The sequence below is a fragment of the Rhodococcus sp. FG69 genome (assembly GCF_057808915.1).
Window position 1 is genome coordinate 93,814 of sequence record NZ_JBMDIX010000019.1, and the last position, 18,006, is coordinate 111,819.

16 protein-coding genes are annotated in these 18,006 nt (G+C 64.3%); 6 read left to right on the forward strand and 10 right to left on the reverse strand.

The window, feature by feature from the left end:
* Positions 1 to 55: 55 nt before the first annotated feature.
* The 3 genes from ilvC to ACODSO_RS16475 are packed head-to-tail and all read right to left on the reverse strand — an operon-like array spanning position 56 to position 3,589.
* Positions 56 to 1,057, reverse strand: a complete 1,002-nt coding sequence (ilvC, locus tag ACODSO_RS16465; protein ID WP_170944858.1) for a ketol-acid reductoisomerase — start codon at positions 1,055 to 1,057, stop codon at positions 56 to 58.
* 58 nt (positions 1,058 to 1,115) lie between these two features.
* Positions 1,116 to 1,619: an acetolactate synthase small subunit gene (ilvN, locus tag ACODSO_RS16470; RefSeq protein ID WP_068376145.1), complete on the reverse strand. Its 504-nt coding sequence runs from the start codon at positions 1,617 to 1,619 to the stop codon at positions 1,116 to 1,118.
* Entirely contained in the window at positions 1,616 to 3,589 is a 1,974-nt protein-coding gene (locus ACODSO_RS16475; protein WP_489037861.1) for an acetolactate synthase large subunit, read from the reverse strand. Before ACODSO_RS16475 ends, ilvN begins: the two co-directional genes overlap by 4 nt.
* 258 nt (positions 3,590 to 3,847) lie before the next feature.
* Here ACODSO_RS16475 and ACODSO_RS16480 point away from each other — a divergent pair, with 258 nt between their 5' ends.
* Both ACODSO_RS16480 and ilvD read left to right on the forward strand, forming a co-directional pair.
* Positions 3,848 to 4,330, forward strand: coding sequence for a PH domain-containing protein (locus ACODSO_RS16480; protein ID WP_489037862.1), 483 nt, complete (start codon positions 3,848 to 3,850; stop codon positions 4,328 to 4,330).
* A gap of 56 nt (positions 4,331 to 4,386) precedes the next feature.
* A complete protein-coding gene (gene ilvD / locus ACODSO_RS16485) occupies positions 4,387 to 6,228 on the forward strand; it encodes a dihydroxy-acid dehydratase (protein WP_489037863.1) in 1,842 nt (613 codons plus the stop codon).
* 78 nt (positions 6,229 to 6,306) lie between these two features.
* On the opposite strand, the gene ACODSO_RS16490 is transcribed toward ilvD, so the two are convergent.
* Positions 6,307 to 7,143 (reverse strand): DoxX family protein, encoded by an 837-nt coding sequence (locus ACODSO_RS16490; protein WP_489037864.1) that lies wholly within the window; start codon positions 7,141 to 7,143, stop codon positions 6,307 to 6,309.
* Positions 7,144 to 7,255: 112 nt separating this feature from the next.
* Here ACODSO_RS16490 and ACODSO_RS16495 point away from each other — a divergent pair, with 112 nt between their 5' ends.
* The gene (locus ACODSO_RS16495; protein ID WP_489037865.1) at positions 7,256 to 8,398 is read left to right on the forward strand and encodes a PQQ-dependent sugar dehydrogenase; all 1,143 of its coding nucleotides are present in this window, start codon (positions 7,256 to 7,258) and stop codon (positions 8,396 to 8,398) included.
* Here ACODSO_RS16495 and ACODSO_RS16500 read toward each other — a convergent pair.
* The gene (locus ACODSO_RS16500) at positions 8,358 to 9,566 is read right to left on the reverse strand and encodes a cation:proton antiporter (protein WP_489037866.1); all 1,209 of its coding nucleotides are present in this window, start codon (positions 9,564 to 9,566) and stop codon (positions 8,358 to 8,360) included. The two genes, ACODSO_RS16495 and ACODSO_RS16500, sit on opposite strands and share 41 nt — an antisense overlap.
* Before the next feature lie 14 nt (positions 9,567 to 9,580).
* Positions 9,581 to 11,086, reverse strand: coding sequence for an Asp-tRNA(Asn)/Glu-tRNA(Gln) amidotransferase subunit GatB (gene gatB, locus ACODSO_RS16505; protein WP_489037867.1), 1,506 nt, complete (start codon positions 11,084 to 11,086; stop codon positions 9,581 to 9,583).
* Between the two features lie 94 nt (positions 11,087 to 11,180).
* On the opposite strand from gatB, the gene ACODSO_RS16510 reads away from it, so the two are divergent.
* Complete coding sequence (locus ACODSO_RS16510) at positions 11,181 to 11,645, forward strand: acyl-CoA thioesterase (RefSeq protein WP_231912569.1); 465 nt, start codon at positions 11,181 to 11,183, stop codon at positions 11,643 to 11,645.
* A gap of 84 nt (positions 11,646 to 11,729) precedes the next feature.
* On the opposite strand, the gene ACODSO_RS16515 is transcribed toward ACODSO_RS16510, so the two are convergent.
* The 3 genes from ACODSO_RS16515 to ACODSO_RS16525 all read right to left on the reverse strand — a co-directional run bounded on the left by ACODSO_RS16515 (position 11,730) and on the right by ACODSO_RS16525 (position 14,661).
* Entirely contained in the window at positions 11,730 to 12,761 is a 1,032-nt protein-coding gene (locus ACODSO_RS16515; RefSeq protein ID WP_489037885.1) for an ATP-dependent 6-phosphofructokinase, read from the reverse strand.
* 78 nt (positions 12,762 to 12,839) lie between these two features.
* Positions 12,840 to 13,502, reverse strand: coding sequence for a response regulator (locus ACODSO_RS16520; protein WP_489037868.1), 663 nt, complete (start codon positions 13,500 to 13,502; stop codon positions 12,840 to 12,842).
* 25 nt (positions 13,503 to 13,527) lie between these two features.
* Positions 13,528 to 14,661, reverse strand: coding sequence for a sensor histidine kinase (locus tag ACODSO_RS16525; protein WP_489037886.1), 1,134 nt, complete (start codon positions 14,659 to 14,661; stop codon positions 13,528 to 13,530).
* A gap of 268 nt (positions 14,662 to 14,929) precedes the next feature.
* Between ACODSO_RS16525 and ACODSO_RS16530 the strand changes: the two genes are divergently transcribed.
* Together ACODSO_RS16530 and ACODSO_RS16535 are read left to right on the forward strand one after the other, a co-directional pair.
* Positions 14,930 to 15,577: a hypothetical protein gene (locus ACODSO_RS16530; RefSeq protein ID WP_489037869.1), complete on the forward strand. Its 648-nt coding sequence runs from the start codon at positions 14,930 to 14,932 to the stop codon at positions 15,575 to 15,577.
* Entirely contained in the window at positions 15,574 to 16,959 is a 1,386-nt protein-coding gene (locus tag ACODSO_RS16535) for an alpha/beta-hydrolase family protein (protein WP_489037870.1), read from the forward strand. Before ACODSO_RS16530 ends, ACODSO_RS16535 begins: the two co-directional genes overlap by 4 nt.
* Here ACODSO_RS16535 and ACODSO_RS16540 read toward each other — a convergent pair.
* Complete coding sequence (locus ACODSO_RS16540; protein WP_489037871.1) at positions 16,956 to 18,005, reverse strand: alpha/beta hydrolase; 1,050 nt, start codon at positions 18,003 to 18,005, stop codon at positions 16,956 to 16,958. The two genes, ACODSO_RS16535 and ACODSO_RS16540, sit on opposite strands and share 4 nt — an antisense overlap.
* Position 18,006 lies beyond the last annotated feature (1 nt).

The window sequence follows — 18,006 nt, forward strand, 5'->3', positions numbered from 1 at the left end:
ACCCGCACGCGCGTCGAACACGCGCTTCGGGTGCCCCTCGATGTGCAGCGGAACGTCAGGCGGTTTCGGTGATCGGCCGATCGACCCAGCTCATCAGGTCGCGCAGCTTCTTGCCGGTGACCTCGATAGGATGCTCGGCGTTCGCCTTGCGGAGTCCCTCGAGCTCGGTGTTGCCGTTCTCGACATTGGCGACCAGGCGACGGGTGAACTCACCCGACTGGATGTCGGCCAGAATGGCCTTCATCCGCTCCTTGGTGCCTGCGTCGATGACGCGCGGTCCCGAAAGGTAGCCACCGAACTCGGCGGTGTCGGACACCGAGTAGTTCATCCGAGCGATGCCGCCCTCGTACATCAGGTCGACAATCAGCTTGAGCTCGTGCAGAACCTCGAAGTACGCCATCTCGGGCGCGTATCCCGCCTCGACCATGACCTCGAAGCCCGTCTTGACGAGCTCTTCGGTGCCGCCGCACAGCACGGCCTGCTCGCCGAAGAGGTCGGTCTCGGTTTCTTCCTTGAACGTGGTCTTGATGACGCCTGCGCGGGTGCCGCCGATGCCCTTGGCCCACGACAGTGCGAGCGCCTGGCCCTCACCCTTCGGGTCCTGGTCGATGGCGATGAGCGCCGGGACGCCCTTGCCGTCGACGAACTGGCGACGCACGAGGTGGCCGGGGCCCTTGGGTGCGACCATGCCGACGGTGACGAACTCGGGAGCCTTGATCAGGTCGAAGTGGATGTTGAGTCCGTGGCCGAAGAACAGCGCGTCGCCGTCCTTCAGGTTGGGCTCGATCTCCTCGGAGAAGATCTTGGCCTGAGCGGTGTCAGGTGCGAGCACCATGATCACGTCGGCCCACTCGGACACCTCGGCGGGAGTGCCGACCTTCAGGCCCTGCTCCTCCGCCTTGGCGCGAGACTTCGAGCCAGCCGCCAGGCCGATGCGCACATCGACGCCGGAGTCGCGCAGGCTCAGCGAGTGCGCGTGGCCCTGGCTTCCATAGCCGATCACAGCGACCTTGCGGCCCTGAATGATCGACAGATCAGCATCGTCGTCGTAGAACATCTCGACTGCCACTGTTTGTAACCTTTCCTTCGATTTCGCTGAATATCACTTCCGCCGCTCAGCGCGACGCTGTGATCGATTTCGGTCCACGTCCGACGGCAACGACTCCCGACTGAACTATTTCTCGAATTCCATAGGGGTCCAACATCTTGAGCAACGCATCGAGCTTCGAGCGTGTGCCCGTCGCCTCGACCGTCACAGCCTCGGGCGATACGTCGATCACCTTGGCGCGGAACAGGTTGACGGTCTCGATGACCTCGCTGCGCACGCTCGAGTCTGCACGAACCTTGATGAGCAGGAGCTCACGCGCAACCGACGAGTCGTCGTCCTGCTCGACGATCTTGATGACGTTGATGAGCTTGTTGAGCTGCTTCGTCACCTGCTCGAGCGGGAACTCGTCGACGGTCACGACGATCGTCATGCGGGAAATCCCGGGAATCTCGGTGCCCCCGACCGCAAGCGAAGAGATGTTGAAGCCGCGACGTGAGAACAGTGCGGCAACGCGGGCCAGCACACCTGGCTTGTCCTCGACGAGAACGCTGAGGGTATGGCTCGTGCTCACTTGTCGATGCCTTTCGCGTCGGTTGACTGAACTTCTGCGTGCAGGGCGTCGCCGTGGGCTTGTTCTCGCGCCATGGCCTCATGGATGATTGCCGGCTCCGCGACGGAGGCTTCGTCCTCGTCGAACAACGGACGGATCCCGCGCGCCGCCATGATCTCGTCGTTGCCGGTACCCGCAGCCACCATCGGCCACACCTGGGCGTCGGCGCCGACGATGAAGTCGATGACGACCGGGCGGTCGTTGATCGCACGTGCCTGGGCAATGACAGCGTCGACATCTTCCTCACGCTCGCAGCGAATTCCGACACAACCAAGCGCTTCCGCCAGCTTGACGAAGTCCGGGATGCGCTGCGCGCCGTGGGTACCCAGATTGGTGTTCGAGTAGCGCTCTTCGTAGAACAGAGTCTGCCACTGACGCACCATGCCGAGGTTGCCGTTGTTGATCAATGCAACCTTGATCGGGATGCCCTCGACTGCACACGTCGCGAGTTCCTGGTTGGTCATCTGGAAGCAGCCGTCACCGTCGATGGCCCAGACCTCGGCGTCGGGAAGGCCCATCTTGGCACCCATCGCTGCGGGAACTGCATAGCCCATCGTGCCGAGTCCGCCCGAGTTCAGCCACGTGCGCGGCTTCTCGTAGTTGATGAACTGGGCAGCCCACATCTGGTGCTGTCCGACGCCTGCGCAATAGATCGCATCGGGTCCGGCGAACTTGCCGACCGAGGAGATCACGAACTCCGGGGACATGCTGCCGTCGCTAGGACGGTCGTAGCTGAGCGGGTAGGTCTTACGAATCCCGTCCAGGTACTGCCACCAATCCTCGAGCTCGAGGGTGGTGCCGGTTGCCTGATCGGCGCGGATCGCCTCGATGAGCTCGGTGATGACCTCTTTGCAGTCGCCCACGATCGGGACGTCGGCGTAGCGGTTCTTGCCGATCTCGGCAGGGTCGATGTCGGCGTGGATGACCTTGGCATTCGGCGCGAACGACGACAGCTGTCCGGTGACGCGGTCGTCGAATCGTGCACCCAGCGTGATGAGCAGGTCGCTCCGCTGGAGAGAAGCCACAGCCGCAACGGTGCCGTGCATTCCCGGCATGCCCAGATTCAGCTGGTGTGTATCCGGGAACGCACCGCGCGCCATCAACGTGGTGACGACCGGGATGCCGGTCAGTTCGGCCAGTTCGAGCAACTCGGCAGATGCGTTCGCCTTGATGACGCCGCCACCGACGTACAGGACGGGCTGCTTGGAGTCGGCGATGAACCGGGCTGCTTCGCGGACTTGCTTGCCGTGCGGTTTGGTCACCGGACGGTACCCGGGGAGGCGCATCTCCGGCGGCCACGAGAACGTGGTCTGCGCCTGCAGGACGTCCTTCGGGATGTCGACGAGAACAGCGCCGGGCCGACCGGATGACGCGATGTAGAACGCCTCGGCCATGATGCGCGGGATGTCCGCCCCATCGGTGATCAGGAAGTTGTGCTTTGTCACCGGCATGGTGATGCCGGAGATATCGGCCTCCTGGAAGCCGTCGGTGCCGATGAGGCTGCGAGCGACCTGTCCGGTGATCGCGACGACCGGGACCGAGTCCATCTGAGCGTCGGCGAGCGGGGTCACCAGGTTGGTGGCACCAGGTCCGGACGTGGCCATGCAGACGCCGACGCGGCCGGTGGCCTGCGCGTATCCAGTGGCAGCGTGACCCGCGCCCTGCTCGTGGCGAACGAGGACGTGTCGAACCTTCTTCGAATCGAACAGTGGGTCGTATACCGGAAGCACGGCGCCGCCCGGAATGCCGAATACCGTGTCGACGTCGAGTTCCTCGAGTGCTCGAACGACGGATTGTGCGCCGGTCACCTTCTCGGGGGCGACGTGACGTCGGGATCCGTCGATGGCGCCGTTGTTTTCGGGCGCCGACGAGCTGTTGGCTGCCCCCGACTTACGTGTCGTGGGCCCTGGGCGTGCAGTTGGTGCGCTCACTGATGCTTCCTCAGTATGAAAGAAATTGCTGGGCGATCTCTGGGCAAGAAAAAACCCCCGTCAGCCGAGGCTGGACGAGGGTGGCGCGTCGATGCGAGTAGGAGTGAACCGGCTCAGGCGACGACGCGCCGGCCGATTACGAGTATCCATGTTCGCTTCACGCGCTCGACGGTAGGCGCGCGCATAGCGAAGAGTCAAACTCGTCACGACGCAATCCCATTATGTGAGATCGCGTAGATGCAATGCGAAGATGAAGGGGTGTCACCTTCGCAGCAGTCCGAACCACCGGACATATCCTCCCATACGCCCGATCCGTCGCCGCAGGTCATCCGTCTCCCGCGCCTAGCGCTGGTCGGCGTCGCCCTCCTCGTCTTCGGTGTCGCCTTCCCCGCAATCAGCTGGCCCGCCGCTTTCGGATGGCTGTTCGTACTTCCGATCGCCGTCGCCGTCTGGGTTATCCGGGTGCGCACAGTCATCGGTCGCGACGGACTGGCAATGCGTCGGGTCTTCGGATCCGACTCGGTCCGCTGGGACGAGGTCCGCGGGATCCACTTCCCCGATCGCCGATGGGCCCGGGTCGTGCTCGACGACAAATCCGAGAAGTCGCTTCCGTTGGTTCGCTTCGAACTCCTGCCGCTGCTCGCCGCCGCCAGCGGTGGGCGGATCACCGACCCCTACGCGGCCGCGGCCGCCGCTGCAGACGAAGACGAGACGGTCACGCCAGAGGAAAAGGACTTGTAGGTCGGGAGTAATCTCGGGCACGCGATAACCGCTCTCGGGATTGAGGAAGACACTTTATGCCGCCGCTACGGTCACGGGTCACCACTGTCGGACGCAACGCAGCGGGCGCGCGCTCGCTGTGGCGCGCCACCGGAATGACAGATTCGGATTTCGGAAAACCGATCGTGGCGATCGCCAATTCCTACACGCAGTTCGTGCCCGGGCACGTCCATCTGAAAAATGTCGGCGAGATCGTCGCGGACGCCGTGCGCGCTGCGGGCGGCGTCCCCCGCGAGTTCCACACCATCGCCGTCGACGACGGAATCGCAATGGGCCACGGCGGCATGCTCTATTCGCTTCCGAGCCGCGAAATCATCGCCGATTCGGTCGAATACATGGCAAATGCGCACACGGCCGACGCGCTCGTCTGCATCTCCAACTGCGACAAGATCACGCCCGGAATGCTCAATGCGGCCATGCGGCTGAACATTCCGTCCGTCTTCGTCTCGGGCGGGCCGATGGAAGCTGGCAAGGCGGTCGTCGTCGGCGGCGTCGCGCAGGCCCCGACGGACCTCATCACCGCGATCTCGGCGAGCGCCAACGATGCGGTGTCCGAAGAAGGACTGGACGAAGTCGAGCGCAGCGCGTGCCCGACGTGCGGGTCCTGCTCCGGCATGTTCACGGCCAACTCCATGAACTGCCTCACCGAGGCGCTGGGATTGGCGCTGCCCGGCAACGGCTCGACGCTCGCCACCCACAAGGCCAGGTATGCGTTGTTCCAGCGTGCGGGCACCACCGTCGTCGAGGCGGCGCTGAAGTACTACCGCGACGAGGACGAGTCCGTTCTGCCGCGAAACATCGCCACTCCTGCCGCCTTCCGCAACGCGATGGCTCTCGACGTGGCAATGGGCGGTTCCACCAACACCGTCTTGCACACCCTGGCTGCAGCTCAGGAAGGCGAGGTCGACTTCGATCTCGACACCATCGACGCCATCAGTCGCAAGGTGCCGTGTTTGTCCAAGGTGTCCCCCAACTCCGACTATCACATGGAAGACGTCCACCGGGCCGGCGGAATTCCGGCGCTTCTCGGCGAACTCCGTCGTGCGGACCTATTGGAAACCGACGTGTCGACAGTGCACACAAAGAACTTCGACGAGTGGCTCGACACGTGGGACATTCGCTCGGGCAAGGCGTCGGACGAGGCACTGGAGCTCTTCCATGCCGCCCCTGGCGGCGTTCGCACGATCGAGCCGTTTTCGACCGAGAACCGATGGTCCTCCCTCGATACCGACGCTGCCGGCGGATGCATCCGAGACAAAGAGCATGCCTACACCGTCGAAGGTGGTCTGGTGGTGCTGCGCGGGAACATTGCCCTCGACGGCGCCATCCTCAAGACCGCGGGCATCGACGAGGAACTGTTCTCGTTCCAAGGCCCTGCGCTCGTCGTCGAGTCGCAAGAGGAAGCAGTCTCGGCGATCCTGCAGAAGAAGATCACAGCCGGCGACGTTCTGGTCGTGCGCTACGAGGGCCCCAAGGGTGGTCCGGGCATGCAGGAGATGCTGCACCCGACCGCGTTTCTCAAGGGCGCGGGGCTCGGCAAGGTGTGCGCTCTGATCACCGACGGACGCTTCTCCGGCGGAACGTCCGGGCTGTCCATCGGCCACATCTCGCCGGAAGCTGCTGCCGGTGGCGTGATCGGTCTCGTCGAGAACGGTGACCAGGTCCGCATCGACGTTGCGTCGCGCACACTCGAGATCCTCGTCGACGAGGAGACCCTCGCTGCCCGTCGGGCAAAGATGGAGGCATCCGAGCGGCCATGGCAGCCAGTGGACCGTCAGCGCACGGTCACCACTGCTCTGCGCGCGTACGCGGCGCTCGCCACCTCGGCGGACAAGGGTGCGGTCCGATACGTTCCGTGATCGGCCGTCCCATCCGAGTGGCGCGGTTGAGTGCACTACGGAGCACTTGACTGCGCCACTGGGCGGAAGGCCCCAGCCTTACTGGACCAGCGGATTCGCACCGTTGAGGAAGATCCACATGCACACGCCCCCGGCGACGCCGAGAACGAGTGCAAGGAACGACCCGAATCGCGGACGCGTCGCCCATCCCCGACGGCCGTCGAGAGCGATCTTGCCCGGACCGGTCAAAATGATCGCGGCAGCGGCGACACCGAGCACCGTTTCGTACTCGATGCCGCTCGGCGCGAAGAACTGCAAGCCTGGCTCCGCGGCCTGTTTGAAGCACCAGGCGTTGATGATCACGCTCAGCACCGCGGCGCCGGCGAACGGCGTTGCGAGACCGAGGATCAGTAACGCTCCACCGGCCGTCTCGCCGACCGCGCCGGCGATGGCCAGTAAGTTGGCCTGCTCGTAGCCGCTCTCCTCCAGCAGGGACCGGAAGCCGTCGAGTCCCGGCCCGTTCCAGATTCCGACGAGCTTCTGCAGACCGTGGACCAGGAAGATTCCACCGACGACGAGCCTGAGCACCAGTAGCCCGAGGTCGGTTGTTCCGCGGCGTGCGGGGATCTCCACCGTCTCGGTCCGCACCACAGGTTCCGGTTCTGCGGCGGCGTACGCGGGCGCCGGAGTCGACTTCATGACCTCGGTCGGCTGCTCCGAGTACCCGGCACGACTGTCCGGCGCGATCGGTTCGTCGAACTGCGAGGGCCGGAACGACGGGATCTGCTCTGTCGGATAGGTCCCCGACCCACTTCTACCGAAGTCCAGCTCGTCTTCGGTCTTCGGATGCAACTTTTCGGTCGGCTGGTCGTACGGACTCGACGCGGGCTCGTAGCCTGTGTCGGATCGTTCGGGGTCGCGAGGCTTGTCGGTCACACGTCAACACTAGAGCGAACCGAGGTCGAATCCCCTGCATTCCGGCCTGGCGCGGCGCCGAGTTGTGCGTCGCGTCGCAGAGGCTACCGGGCTCTCGAGTAACGTTTCGGGTATGAAGCTGGTGCGTGCCTCGTCCCGAACAGCAACCCTCGCGACAGTTGTTGCTATGACCACGGTCCTCGTGGCCGGCTGTGCCCGATTCGACGACTCGACCGCTTCTCCCTTCACTCCCGAGCCCTCGTTCGGCGCCGCCGAGATCGATCCCGCCGATCCGAATGCTCCGCCGACGTCCACGACTCCGAACGGCCCGACGACACCTCCAGGCCCGTGTGTCGATCTCGATCCGAACGTCATTGCTACGTGCCTCGACACCACCGGCGGGCTCGTCATGCTGCCGGACGGTGCATCTGCGTTGGTCGCCGAACGTCGCACCGGCCGCATAGTGCAGGTGGCGCAGGGCCAGTCTCCGGTCGAGATCGCGAGGGTGAACGTCGACGCCAGTGGTGACGGCGGCCTGCTCGATCTGGCCCTGTCGCCCAGCTACACCGAGGACGGTCTGATGTACGCATACATCACGACGCAATCGGACAACCGCGTCGTTCGCATCGCCGCGGGTGATACTCCGAAGGACGTACTCACCGGAATTCCGAAGAGCGCGCAGGGGAATCGCGGGGCACTCGACTTCTACAACCCGAGACAGCTGTTGGTGCTGACCGGTGACGCCGGTAACCCTGCCGCCGCAACCGATCCGACGTCCCTCGCCGGCAAGCTCCTCCGTGTCGAGTCCCTGGTTCCGTCTCAGAACGGTCCTGCCCCACAGGTTGCGCTCAGCGGCATCGGTACAGCCGGCGACGTCTGTATCGACCCGACCGGCGGAATCTGGGTTACCGATCGCACTGCCGTCGAAGATCGACTCCAACGCATCGATCCTCTCGGCGCCGTCATCTCCCCCGTCTGGACGTGGCCCGACCGACCGGGCGTCGCCGGGTGCGGGGCCGGGCCGAGTGCGGTGGCCATAGCTCTGACGAACGCCAAGGCGATGGCGGTGTTGGTCACCGACGAGAACACCGGCGCGGTCACAGCGGCACCGTCTCTTCTCGTGCAGGACCGCTACGGCCAGTTGAACGGTGCCGCGATCTCTCCCGACGGTCAGATCTGGGCAGGCACCGTCAACAAGAACGGCGAGACGCCAGGGCCCAACGACGATCGGGTCGTCAAGATCCCGGTTCCTGCGGGCGGCGGCGGCTTCGACTAGCCCCGGTGTCGCCGGCGAGCAGCGTCGCAATCATCGGTAGGACGAGCACCGTGATAGCGCCTGCCGCAACGAGTATGGATGCACTCGCGGTCGACATCTGACCGGAGTCGACGGCCACGCCGGTGACTGCGACGATCAGCGGAAGGCCCGTCGTCGCATAGAGCGCGACACGGACCTGTTCGCGCGTGCTGAACCGGCTCTGCGCGTCCCACCTCGTCGCGAAGAACACAGGCAGTCCACGTACCAGGACGAGAAGAGCCAGGAAGGCAACGAGAACACCTGGCGCAGCAACGACAGCGCTGACGTCGATCGACATGCCCGAAGTGACGAAGAAGACCGGAATCAGAAAGCCGAACGCCAGACCCCCGAGCTTCGCCTCCAATTGCTCGTCGCCGGTGGGCATCACGCGGCGCAGGATGAAGCCCGCTGCGAATGCACCGAGGATGATGTCGAGCCCGAAGACCGTCGCGATTGCGGTCAGTGTGATCAGGAGGAGAACTGTCAGACGCACTGTGGTCTGGGCAGTCGTGTCCGAGCCCCGCCGGATCACCGCGAGCAGCTTCGAGCCTTCACGCCGCAGAGCAAGCGGAACGAAGCCGACGGCGATCGCGGCAAGAACGAACAACCCTAGAATCACGATGGACTCGATATCCCCACGCGATCCCAGCAGGATCGCCATCGCGATCACTGGACCGAGTTCACCGATCGCGCCGTGATTGATCACAGTGCGTCCCAGTGCAGAACTCTGGAGACCACTGTCCTTCAGGATCGGCAGAAGTGTGCCGAGAGCTGTCGACGTCAACGCGATCGCGACAGCAATCTCAGCTGACACAGCTCCAGAACGTCCGAGCAGCAACACGGCCGCGAATGCCGCTGTGAGACTGATCAGCCACGTCACCACAGCGCGACGGCCGCCCCGTCCAGTGATCTCCGAGACGTCGATCTCGAATCCCGCGAGCAGGAACAACATTCCGAGACCGAGCTGTCGCAGTAGATCGACCTCACTGCCGTCGACTGCCCAACCGAGAACGTTAGGCCCGACGATCATGCCGAACACCAGCAGGAGAACGACTTCGGGTAGCAGCCTGCGCGGCACGAACCCGGCAAGGAGCGGCGCCAGGACAGCGATCAGCGCGATCAGAAACAGCGACGCTCCCGCCGAGGGCATGGGACTATTTCAGCTCAGCTGCAGGCAGCCAGTACGAGTTCCTTGACACGTGCTGCATCCGCTTGTCCCCGAGTCGCTTTCATGACGGCACCGACGATTGCGCCCGCGGCTTGCACCTTGCCGGCGCGAATCTTGTCGGCCACACCAGGATTGGCCGCGAGTGCCTCGTCGACAGCTGCCTGCAACTTGGTGTCGTCCTTCTCCACGACGAGTCCGCGCGCCGCCATGACAGCGGTCGGTTCGCCTTCGCCGGCAAGTACACCGTCGACGATCTGACGCGCACCGTTGTTGTTGACCTTGCCGTCGGCAACCAGGTTGGCGACCTCGGCAACCTGGGCGGGGGTGATGGCAAGTTCGGTGAGCTCGACACCTGCGATGTTCGCCTGCTGCGCAAGATAGGACACCCACCACGAGCGTGCCGCCTGAGCCGTCGCACCGGCATCGACCGTCGCAGCAACGAGTTCGAGTGCGCCCGAGTTGACCAGGTCGCGCATCTCCTCGTCGGACACTCCCCAGTCCGCCTGAATGCGGGCACGCCGGAGCCACGGGAGTTCCGGAAGCGTCGCGCGCAGTTCTTCGATCCACGCTGCGTCGGGAGCAACGGGGGCCAGATCGGGTTCGGGGAAGTACCGGTAGTCCTCCGCGGTCTCCTTCTTCCGTCCCTTGGAGGTCGTGCCGTCCACTTCCTGGAAGTGGCGAGTCTCCTGAGTGACCTCGCCGCCACTCTGCAGGACCGCTGCCTGCCGTCGCATCTCGTAGCGCACCGCCACCTCGACGCTCTTGAGCGAGTTGACGTTCTTGGTCTCGGTACGCGTTCCGAATTCGGTCGCCGTCTTCTCCATGAGCGAGACATTCGCGTCGCACCGCAGCGAACCCTGGTCCATGCGTACGTCGGACACCTCCAACGCCTTCAGCAGATCACGTAGTGCCGTCACGTATGCACGCGCGACCTCGGGTGCCCGCGCGCCGGTGCCGGTGATCGGTTTCGTCACGATCTCGACCAGCGGGACGCCTGCGCGGTTGTAGTCGAGAAGCGAATGACTTGCGCCCTCGATCCGGCCTGTGGCGCCACCGACGTGCGTCGACTTACCGGTGTCTTCTTCCATGTGTGCGCGCTCGATTTCGACGCGGAACGTGCTGCCGTCATCGAGCAGCACATCGAGGTATCCCTCGGTCGCGATCGGCTCGTCGTACTGCGAGATCTGGTAGTTCTTCGGCTGATCCGGGTAGAAGTAGTTCTTCCGCGCGAAGCGCCCCCACGGGGTGATCGAGCAGTTGAGTGCCAGACCGATGCGGATCGCGGACTCCACGGCTGCGGAGTTCACCACCGGTAGCGCGCCGGGGAGGCTCAGACAGACCGGGCACACCTGGGTGTTCGGCTCCGCGCCGAATGCCGTCGGGCAACCGCAGAACATCTTGGTCGCTGTGCCCAGCTCGACGTGGACCTCCATCCCCAACACGGGGTCGAAACGGGTCAGTACGTCGTCGTAATCGATCAGATCGACCAAGGCTGCAGTCATGCAGAGGAGTTTATGCGCTCCGAACAACGCGCGAGTAACCACGGGTGCTGGCTACGCTCTTCCGGTGACGGACACAGCGAAGCAGACGCTCTTCATGACAGTGCTCATGACGCCGGACATGGCTAATTTCTCCGGGAACGTACACGGCGGGACGATTCTGAAGTTCCTCGACCAAGTAGCGTACGCATGCGCCAGCCGATACGCCGGGGCATACGTCGTGACACTGTCGGTGGACCGGGTCGTGTTCCGTGAACCGATCCATGTGGGCGAACTCGTCACGTTCTCGGCCTCGGTCAACTACACCGGGCGAACATCGATGGAGGTCGGGATTCGCGTCGAAACCGAGAACATCCAGCGCGGAGAAACTCGACACACCAACAGTTGCTACTTCACGATGGTAGCCGTCGGCGACGACGGTAAGCCGCTCGAACTACCGCCGCTGATACCGGACACCGCTGTCGGTCGACAGCGGTTCGAGGCTGCGCGACGACGGCGTGAGCTGCGACGAGAGACCGAGATGCGCGAGTCCGAGATCCAGCAGGAAGCCAGCCGAATCTAGGGGGCTCCGCCCCCCAGTGGCACGGTTGAGTGCACCGCAGTGCACTCTTTCGTGCCACTGGGCCGAAGGCCCGAGAACACGCCCTCAGCCGAAGAACGCCGCCGCATCGACGTAGCGACTCTCGGGCACTCGCTTGAGCTGCTTGACGGCCTCCGACAGTGACACCAACCCGATCTCGGTGCCGCGCAGCGAGACCATCTTGCCGAAATCTCCTGCGTGCGCGGCATCGGCGGCGTTGACGCCGAAGCGCGTGGCGAGCACCCGGTCGTACGGCGTGGGTGTTCCACCGCGCTGGACGTGACCGAGGACCGTCGTTCGCACTTCCTTGTTGATCCGCCGCTCGATCTCCTGGCCCAGTTGGTGGGCGACGCCGGTGAACTTGACGTGGCCGAATTCGTCGATGCCGCCGTCGACCAGCGACATCGACCCTTCCTTCGGCTTTGCCCCTTCGGCGACGACGCAGATGAAGTGCGAGTCACCACGCTGGAATCGTTTGCGCACCAGATCGCAGACCTCGTCGACGTCGAACGGCTGCTCCGGAATGAGAGTCATATGAGACCCGGAAGCAAGGCCTGCGTGCAGAGCAATCCAGCCTGCGTGCCGGCCCATTACCTCGACGAGCATGACGCGCTGGTGCGATTCCGCGGTGCTGTGCAGGCGGTCGATTGCGTCCGTGGCAATGGTCAGTGCGGTATCGAAACCGAAGGTGACGTCAGTGCAGTCGATGTCGTTGTCGATGGTCTTGGGGACTCCGACGACTGGGACGCCTTCTTCCGAGAGCCAGTTGGCCGCGGTCAGCGTTCCTTCGCCGCCGATCGGGATGAGGACGTCGATCCCGTTGTCCTCGAGGGTCTCCTTGATCCGATCGAGGCCGGCGCGTAGCACCTCGGGGTTGGTCCTGGCCGTCCCCAGCATGGTTCCGCCCTTGGTCAGCAGACGGTCATTGCGATCGTCGTTGCGCAGTTGAATGCGGCGATTCTCCAACAACCCGCGCCATCCGTCCTGGAAGCCGACGACGGTCGATCCGTAGCGCGCATCCGCGGTGCGGACCACGGCCCGAATCACCGCATTGAGGCCAGGGCAGTCACCGCCGCCGGTCAAAACTCCGATGCGCAATTTTTCGCCTCTCGTCGACTCCATACCCGATACCTTAAATCTTGCCGTCTCGATGCGATGTCGGCAGCGCGAGCGCGCTCATCCCGGTGTGACGAGTCCGCTCTCGTACGCAAGCACCACGGCTTGTGCTCGGTCTCTCAGTCCGAGCTTCCCCAGAACCTTGCCCACGTGAGTCTTGACCGTCTGTTCGGCAACGAACAGTGCCCCGGCGATCTCGGTGTTCGACAGGCCCTGGGCAATCAGTTCGAGAACCTCACGTTCACGTGGAGTGAGAACTGCCAGAGTCGACGGGTGAGTACGCGGCGCGGTGCGGCGCGAAGTCACGTCGGCGATGAGTCGCCGAGTGACCGATGGAGCGAGCAGCGCCTCCCCCGCAGCGACGACGCGGACGCCCCGGATCAGTTCGTCGGCGGGTGCATCCTTGAGCATGAAACCACTCGCCCCGATGGTAAGCGCTTCGTAGACGTAGTCATCGATGTCGAACGTCGTGAGCATGAGGATCCGCACCGGCGGGTCGAGATGGGCGGACATCAGTGCACGCGCCGCCTCGAGACCGTTCATCTGCGGCATGCGGACATCCATCAGCACGACATCGGGTCGCAGCCGTTTAACCTCGGCGACGGCGGCCACGCCGTTGTCGGCGTCGCCGACCACACTGATGTCGTGCTGCGCTGCGAGCAGCGCCCCGAATCCTTGTCGAACCATTGCCTGGTCGTCTGCGATGAACACCGTGATGGCCACGGAAGAACACCCTATGCGCTTGAGGCTACGGTCCGGTGACAACCGCGGCCGATGCAGTGGACGGCAGCCGCGCGACCACCTCGAACCCCCCGTCCGAACGCGCCCTGGCATCGAGCCAGCCGGACACTCCGACAGCGCGATCTCGCATACCTGCCACGCCGTGTCCACCGGTTCCAGGTCGATGCGTCGCCACGCCGCGTTCTTGCGGACTGCCGTTGACGACCTCGAGATAGGTGACGTCGACCCCGTAGTCCAGCCGCACGTGAACATCGGTGCCCGGGGCATGGCGCGAGGCGTTCGACAAGGACTCCTGCAATATTCGATAGAGCGCCAGACCCGTTGTTGCGGAAACCATCTCCGAGCTTCCGGCTGCCGTCCAACTCAGGCGCACACCTGCGCGCGCACTGTTCTCCAGTAACGCAAGGACATCCGCAGCGCTGGGTTGAGGTGCGTCGTCGGCGGTGACTCCGTCGCTCCGTAGAACACCGAGCATTCCTCGAATTTCGTTCAGCGCCTCGCGTGCTGTAGCGCCGATGGAATCGAATTCTGCAGCAGCGGCCGGTGATACGTCCGCGATCCGATAGGGCGCACTCTGCGCCTGCACGACGACGAGAGACATGTGGTGCGCCACGACATCATGTAGATCGCGGGCGATCTTGGCTTTCTCCTCCAGGATGGTGCGACGGGCGCGCTCGAGCTCGGAGACCTCCTCCTGTTTCGCGAGTTGCCGACGCGAGAGCACGAGCCAGCGAATCAACAGCCCGAACATCACGATCGCGGGCAGCGCGACGGCCCAGCCGATGCCGTCGTCACCCGGGGTGTAGCCCAAGAACAGCAAGACCGTCGATATCCATGCGAGCCCGACGATCTGCACCGCGCAGCGCATACTGACCGCGAGCAGGAGCGCAAGCAATACGATGATGTGGGTGACCTGCCAGGGGTAGTCGTAGCCTGGTACGCGATCGAACGCGACTGGGATGACGACGGCCGACCCAGCTGAAATCGCCCATCCGAGAGCGGGATTGGCGCGCACGAGTACGAACGGGAATACCGCAAGGGCGGCAACTACCGGCATGATCAGGGCCGGCACGTCGTGCGTGAGTTGGAGCGTAGGCAACGCGATCGAGTACAGAATCGCAGTCACAACGACGATCGCCACATCGACACCGCGACCAGGGGGAAGCGCAGCGAGGGCGCGCCGTACAGCTCCCGGCTGCTCGGTCCGGAGTGCCTTGCTCTTGGACGACCGTCTGATACCCACACGAAGAACTGTAGGAACTTCAGGGCGAAAAGTCGTCATACCTCGGAGTGAGATCGCTCCGCTACCCCAGTCGTAGACACCGTCGTCAGCGGTACCGCGAAGGCACCCGAAATGGGCACCGTAGACCGATTACCTGCTTCGGAGTTACTACTTAACGTCGGCCACCATGAGAAACAGAGCAGGAACACGCACTGCGCAGATCTGCATCGGGCTACTCGGAACAGGCGCCATGCTCGGGATCGGCTCTGTGAGCGCGCCGCCGTCAGCAGGAGCCGACATTCCCCTCACCCGCGCGTCCCAGGCCGATCGGGCCCTCGACGCTGTGGCGACCGAACGTGGCGATCGGGCGCGTACTGCGATCCCCACCGCGTTCACGGAGCGCTTCTACACCCCCGTGCTCGAGCACGGAGTTCTGGTGAATCCGACCGGCGACTGTTCCTCGCCGATCCCACTTCCGTCCGAATTCGACGTCGCATGCAGAGCACACGATCTGGGCTACGACCTGCTCCGTTTCGCCGGAGGCTCCGGCACGACGGAAGCAGCACGGCGAGATCTCGACTCCCGACTCGGCGAGACAATGAATGCGAGCTGCGCCGGCCGCCCCGAGGGAGAAGCCCGTGCGTCGTGCAGCATGATGGCCGACATTGCCTCCGGTGCAGTCGAGTTCAACTCCTGGCGCCAGCACTACGGCGTCCCCGATCCCGAACCTGCACTTCCCTTCCTGTTCATCGGCATCACAGCGGGAACCCTTGCGGTCGCGGCGTCTACCGCGTCGGTGCTCGCGTCGCTCCGAGTGCGAGAGGTGACGGCATGAGCGCTCAGGTTCTCGACTCTCCCGCCGCGCGCCGATACCAGAGCCCACTACCGCGGCGAATCGCTGTACCACGCACCACCACAACGGTTCTGGTTGCAGCCGCAGTCATCGCATCGCTCGCACCGTCACTGTTGCCGAGGTCGTCGTTGACGCAGGCGATCGTCACCGGTGTGGCCGCGTCGCTCGGCCTTGCACTCTCGGCGATCCTCTTCCGTGTGGCGAACCGAGTGTCGACGCCGTCCATACACCCACGCACGCGCCTGATTGCACTTGCCGGAGGCACGGTCGCAATCCTTGCCGCAGCGATGCTCGACGCCCGCTGGCAGAACGGCCTCCGCGCAGCCATGGCGAGCGAGCCGACCTCGCCGATGCATTGGATCGAAGTGCTGTACGGCTCGATTTCGATCTGTGCAATTCTGGTGGTGATCTGTGTCGGATTCGCACGAGGTACATGCAGGCTAGGTCGGACCAAAACTGCTGTGCTGTTAATCGTTTCGGGACTTTCGGGCTATTTCTTTGTGCTGCCTGCGACATGGTCTGCGTTCGCAACGCAGTCGGCTTCGGCCGATGCGTCGATGGACACTTCGCTGTCGCTTCCACAATCGTCCGGCAGGTCGGGTAGTCGCGACTCGCTGATCGATTGGAACAGCTTGGGACGAGAGGGAAGAAAATTCGTAACCGGCGGTGACGACGGCTCGGCGGTCCGAACCTATGTTGCACTCGACGCCGACCCGGTGTTGCTCACACGCGCCCGGATAGCCGTGGACGAGCTCCAGCGTTCCGGGGGATTCGCGAAATCACATGTCGTGGTGGCTATCCCGACGGGTTCGGGATGGGTCGACGAGAACGCGGTGACGGGTATCGAGGATCGATTCGACGGCGACGTCGCGACAGTGGCACTCCAGTACTCGCACCAGCCGAGCTGGGTGACGTTCCTGTTCGCCAAGTCCGAGGCCACCGAAGCCGCACACGCTGTGCTAGATGCAGTGCGAACCCGGATAGCGGAACTACCGGCGACCGCCCGACCCGATCTGTACGTCTACGGCCAAAGTCTCGGCTCGATCGGCGGTAGCGCTGCAGTGGCTGAAGATCGGGCCGCGATCTGCGGCACACTGTGGGCCGGCCCACCGGCCGGGGAGGTCGAAACGGGTGCGGCGGTCGTGCTCGCCAACTCATCCGATCCAGTCGTCCGGTGGTCCACCGATCTGCTCACCGCACCACCGAATCTCGACGGCGTTCGCGTCGATGCTCCCATGCCGCAGTGGATTCCGGTGATCAGCTACCTGCAGACCACTGTCGACATGGTCTCCGCATTGGATGCGCCGGACGGACACGGGCACAGATACGGCGAAGATCAGGGCGCACTCTTGCCGAACTGCTAGTTCGTGAGCCCCATTCGTGAACTCAGCCAGTCCACTTCGACTTCCAAAGCCGGAGCCCACACGTCCATCGAGTGGCCGCCGGGGAGTTCCCGATAGTGTGCCTCCATTCCCGAGGCAACCGCGCTGTCGTACGCATGCAGTACCTGCGGCCGGAACTCGCTGTCCTCGCTGCCTGCAACGAATGCCCCTCCTGTCGCCGGAAAGTTGCGATTCGCCATCACCTGGAGTGGGGCGACCGCGTCGAATCGCTTCTCCGACGCCTCCGAGTCGTCGCCGAATGCAGCGGTGACGGACTCTGCGTGCGTCCCACGGCGTGGCTCGTCTTCTCCCGAGATATCGAGAAACGTGGGATACACCATGGGCGCGAGTACTGCGGTTTGCAGGGCGCAGGTACCGCCGTACGAGTAGCCGCCGATCGCCCACGAGTTCGGATCCTCGGACACCTGCAGGTGCGACTTGGCCCACGCGGGTACATCGACGGACAAGTAGGTGAACGCGTTCCCGAGATCGGAATCCATACACATCGGATTCGCCTCGGTATCGCCGAGGCCGTCCGCGACGACCACCACCGGCGCCAGCCCGTCGTGGGCTGCCGCGTAGGTATCCATGGTTCGGGCCAGATGCCCACCCTGGAACCAGTCGACCACGTGTCCCGGCTGACCGGTCAGCAGCACGAGAACCGGTAGTGGTGCGTGCGTGTCGACCGAGTAGGCCGGTGGGAGGTAGATCGACGCCGGGCGCGCCCGGAAACCGGACACCACACCCGGTATGTCGGCTTCGATGACCTTCCCGGCGGCCGGCAGGGTGGCGGGCGGATGCCCGAGCGCCGCTGCCGCCGTCGGGTATCCCAGAACGTTCGCGTTCAGTTGAGCCGCGAACGCGGCAACCGTCACCGCGACGGCCACTACACCGACTACCCGGCGCCGTCGGTACACGATCCAGCACACGATCGCCGCTACGGCCACGACCGTCAGCACGAGCGGCGCCGATCCGTCGATCCGCACGTGCGCCAGGTCCACCAGCGCGCCGTGCATCCAGTCGAACACG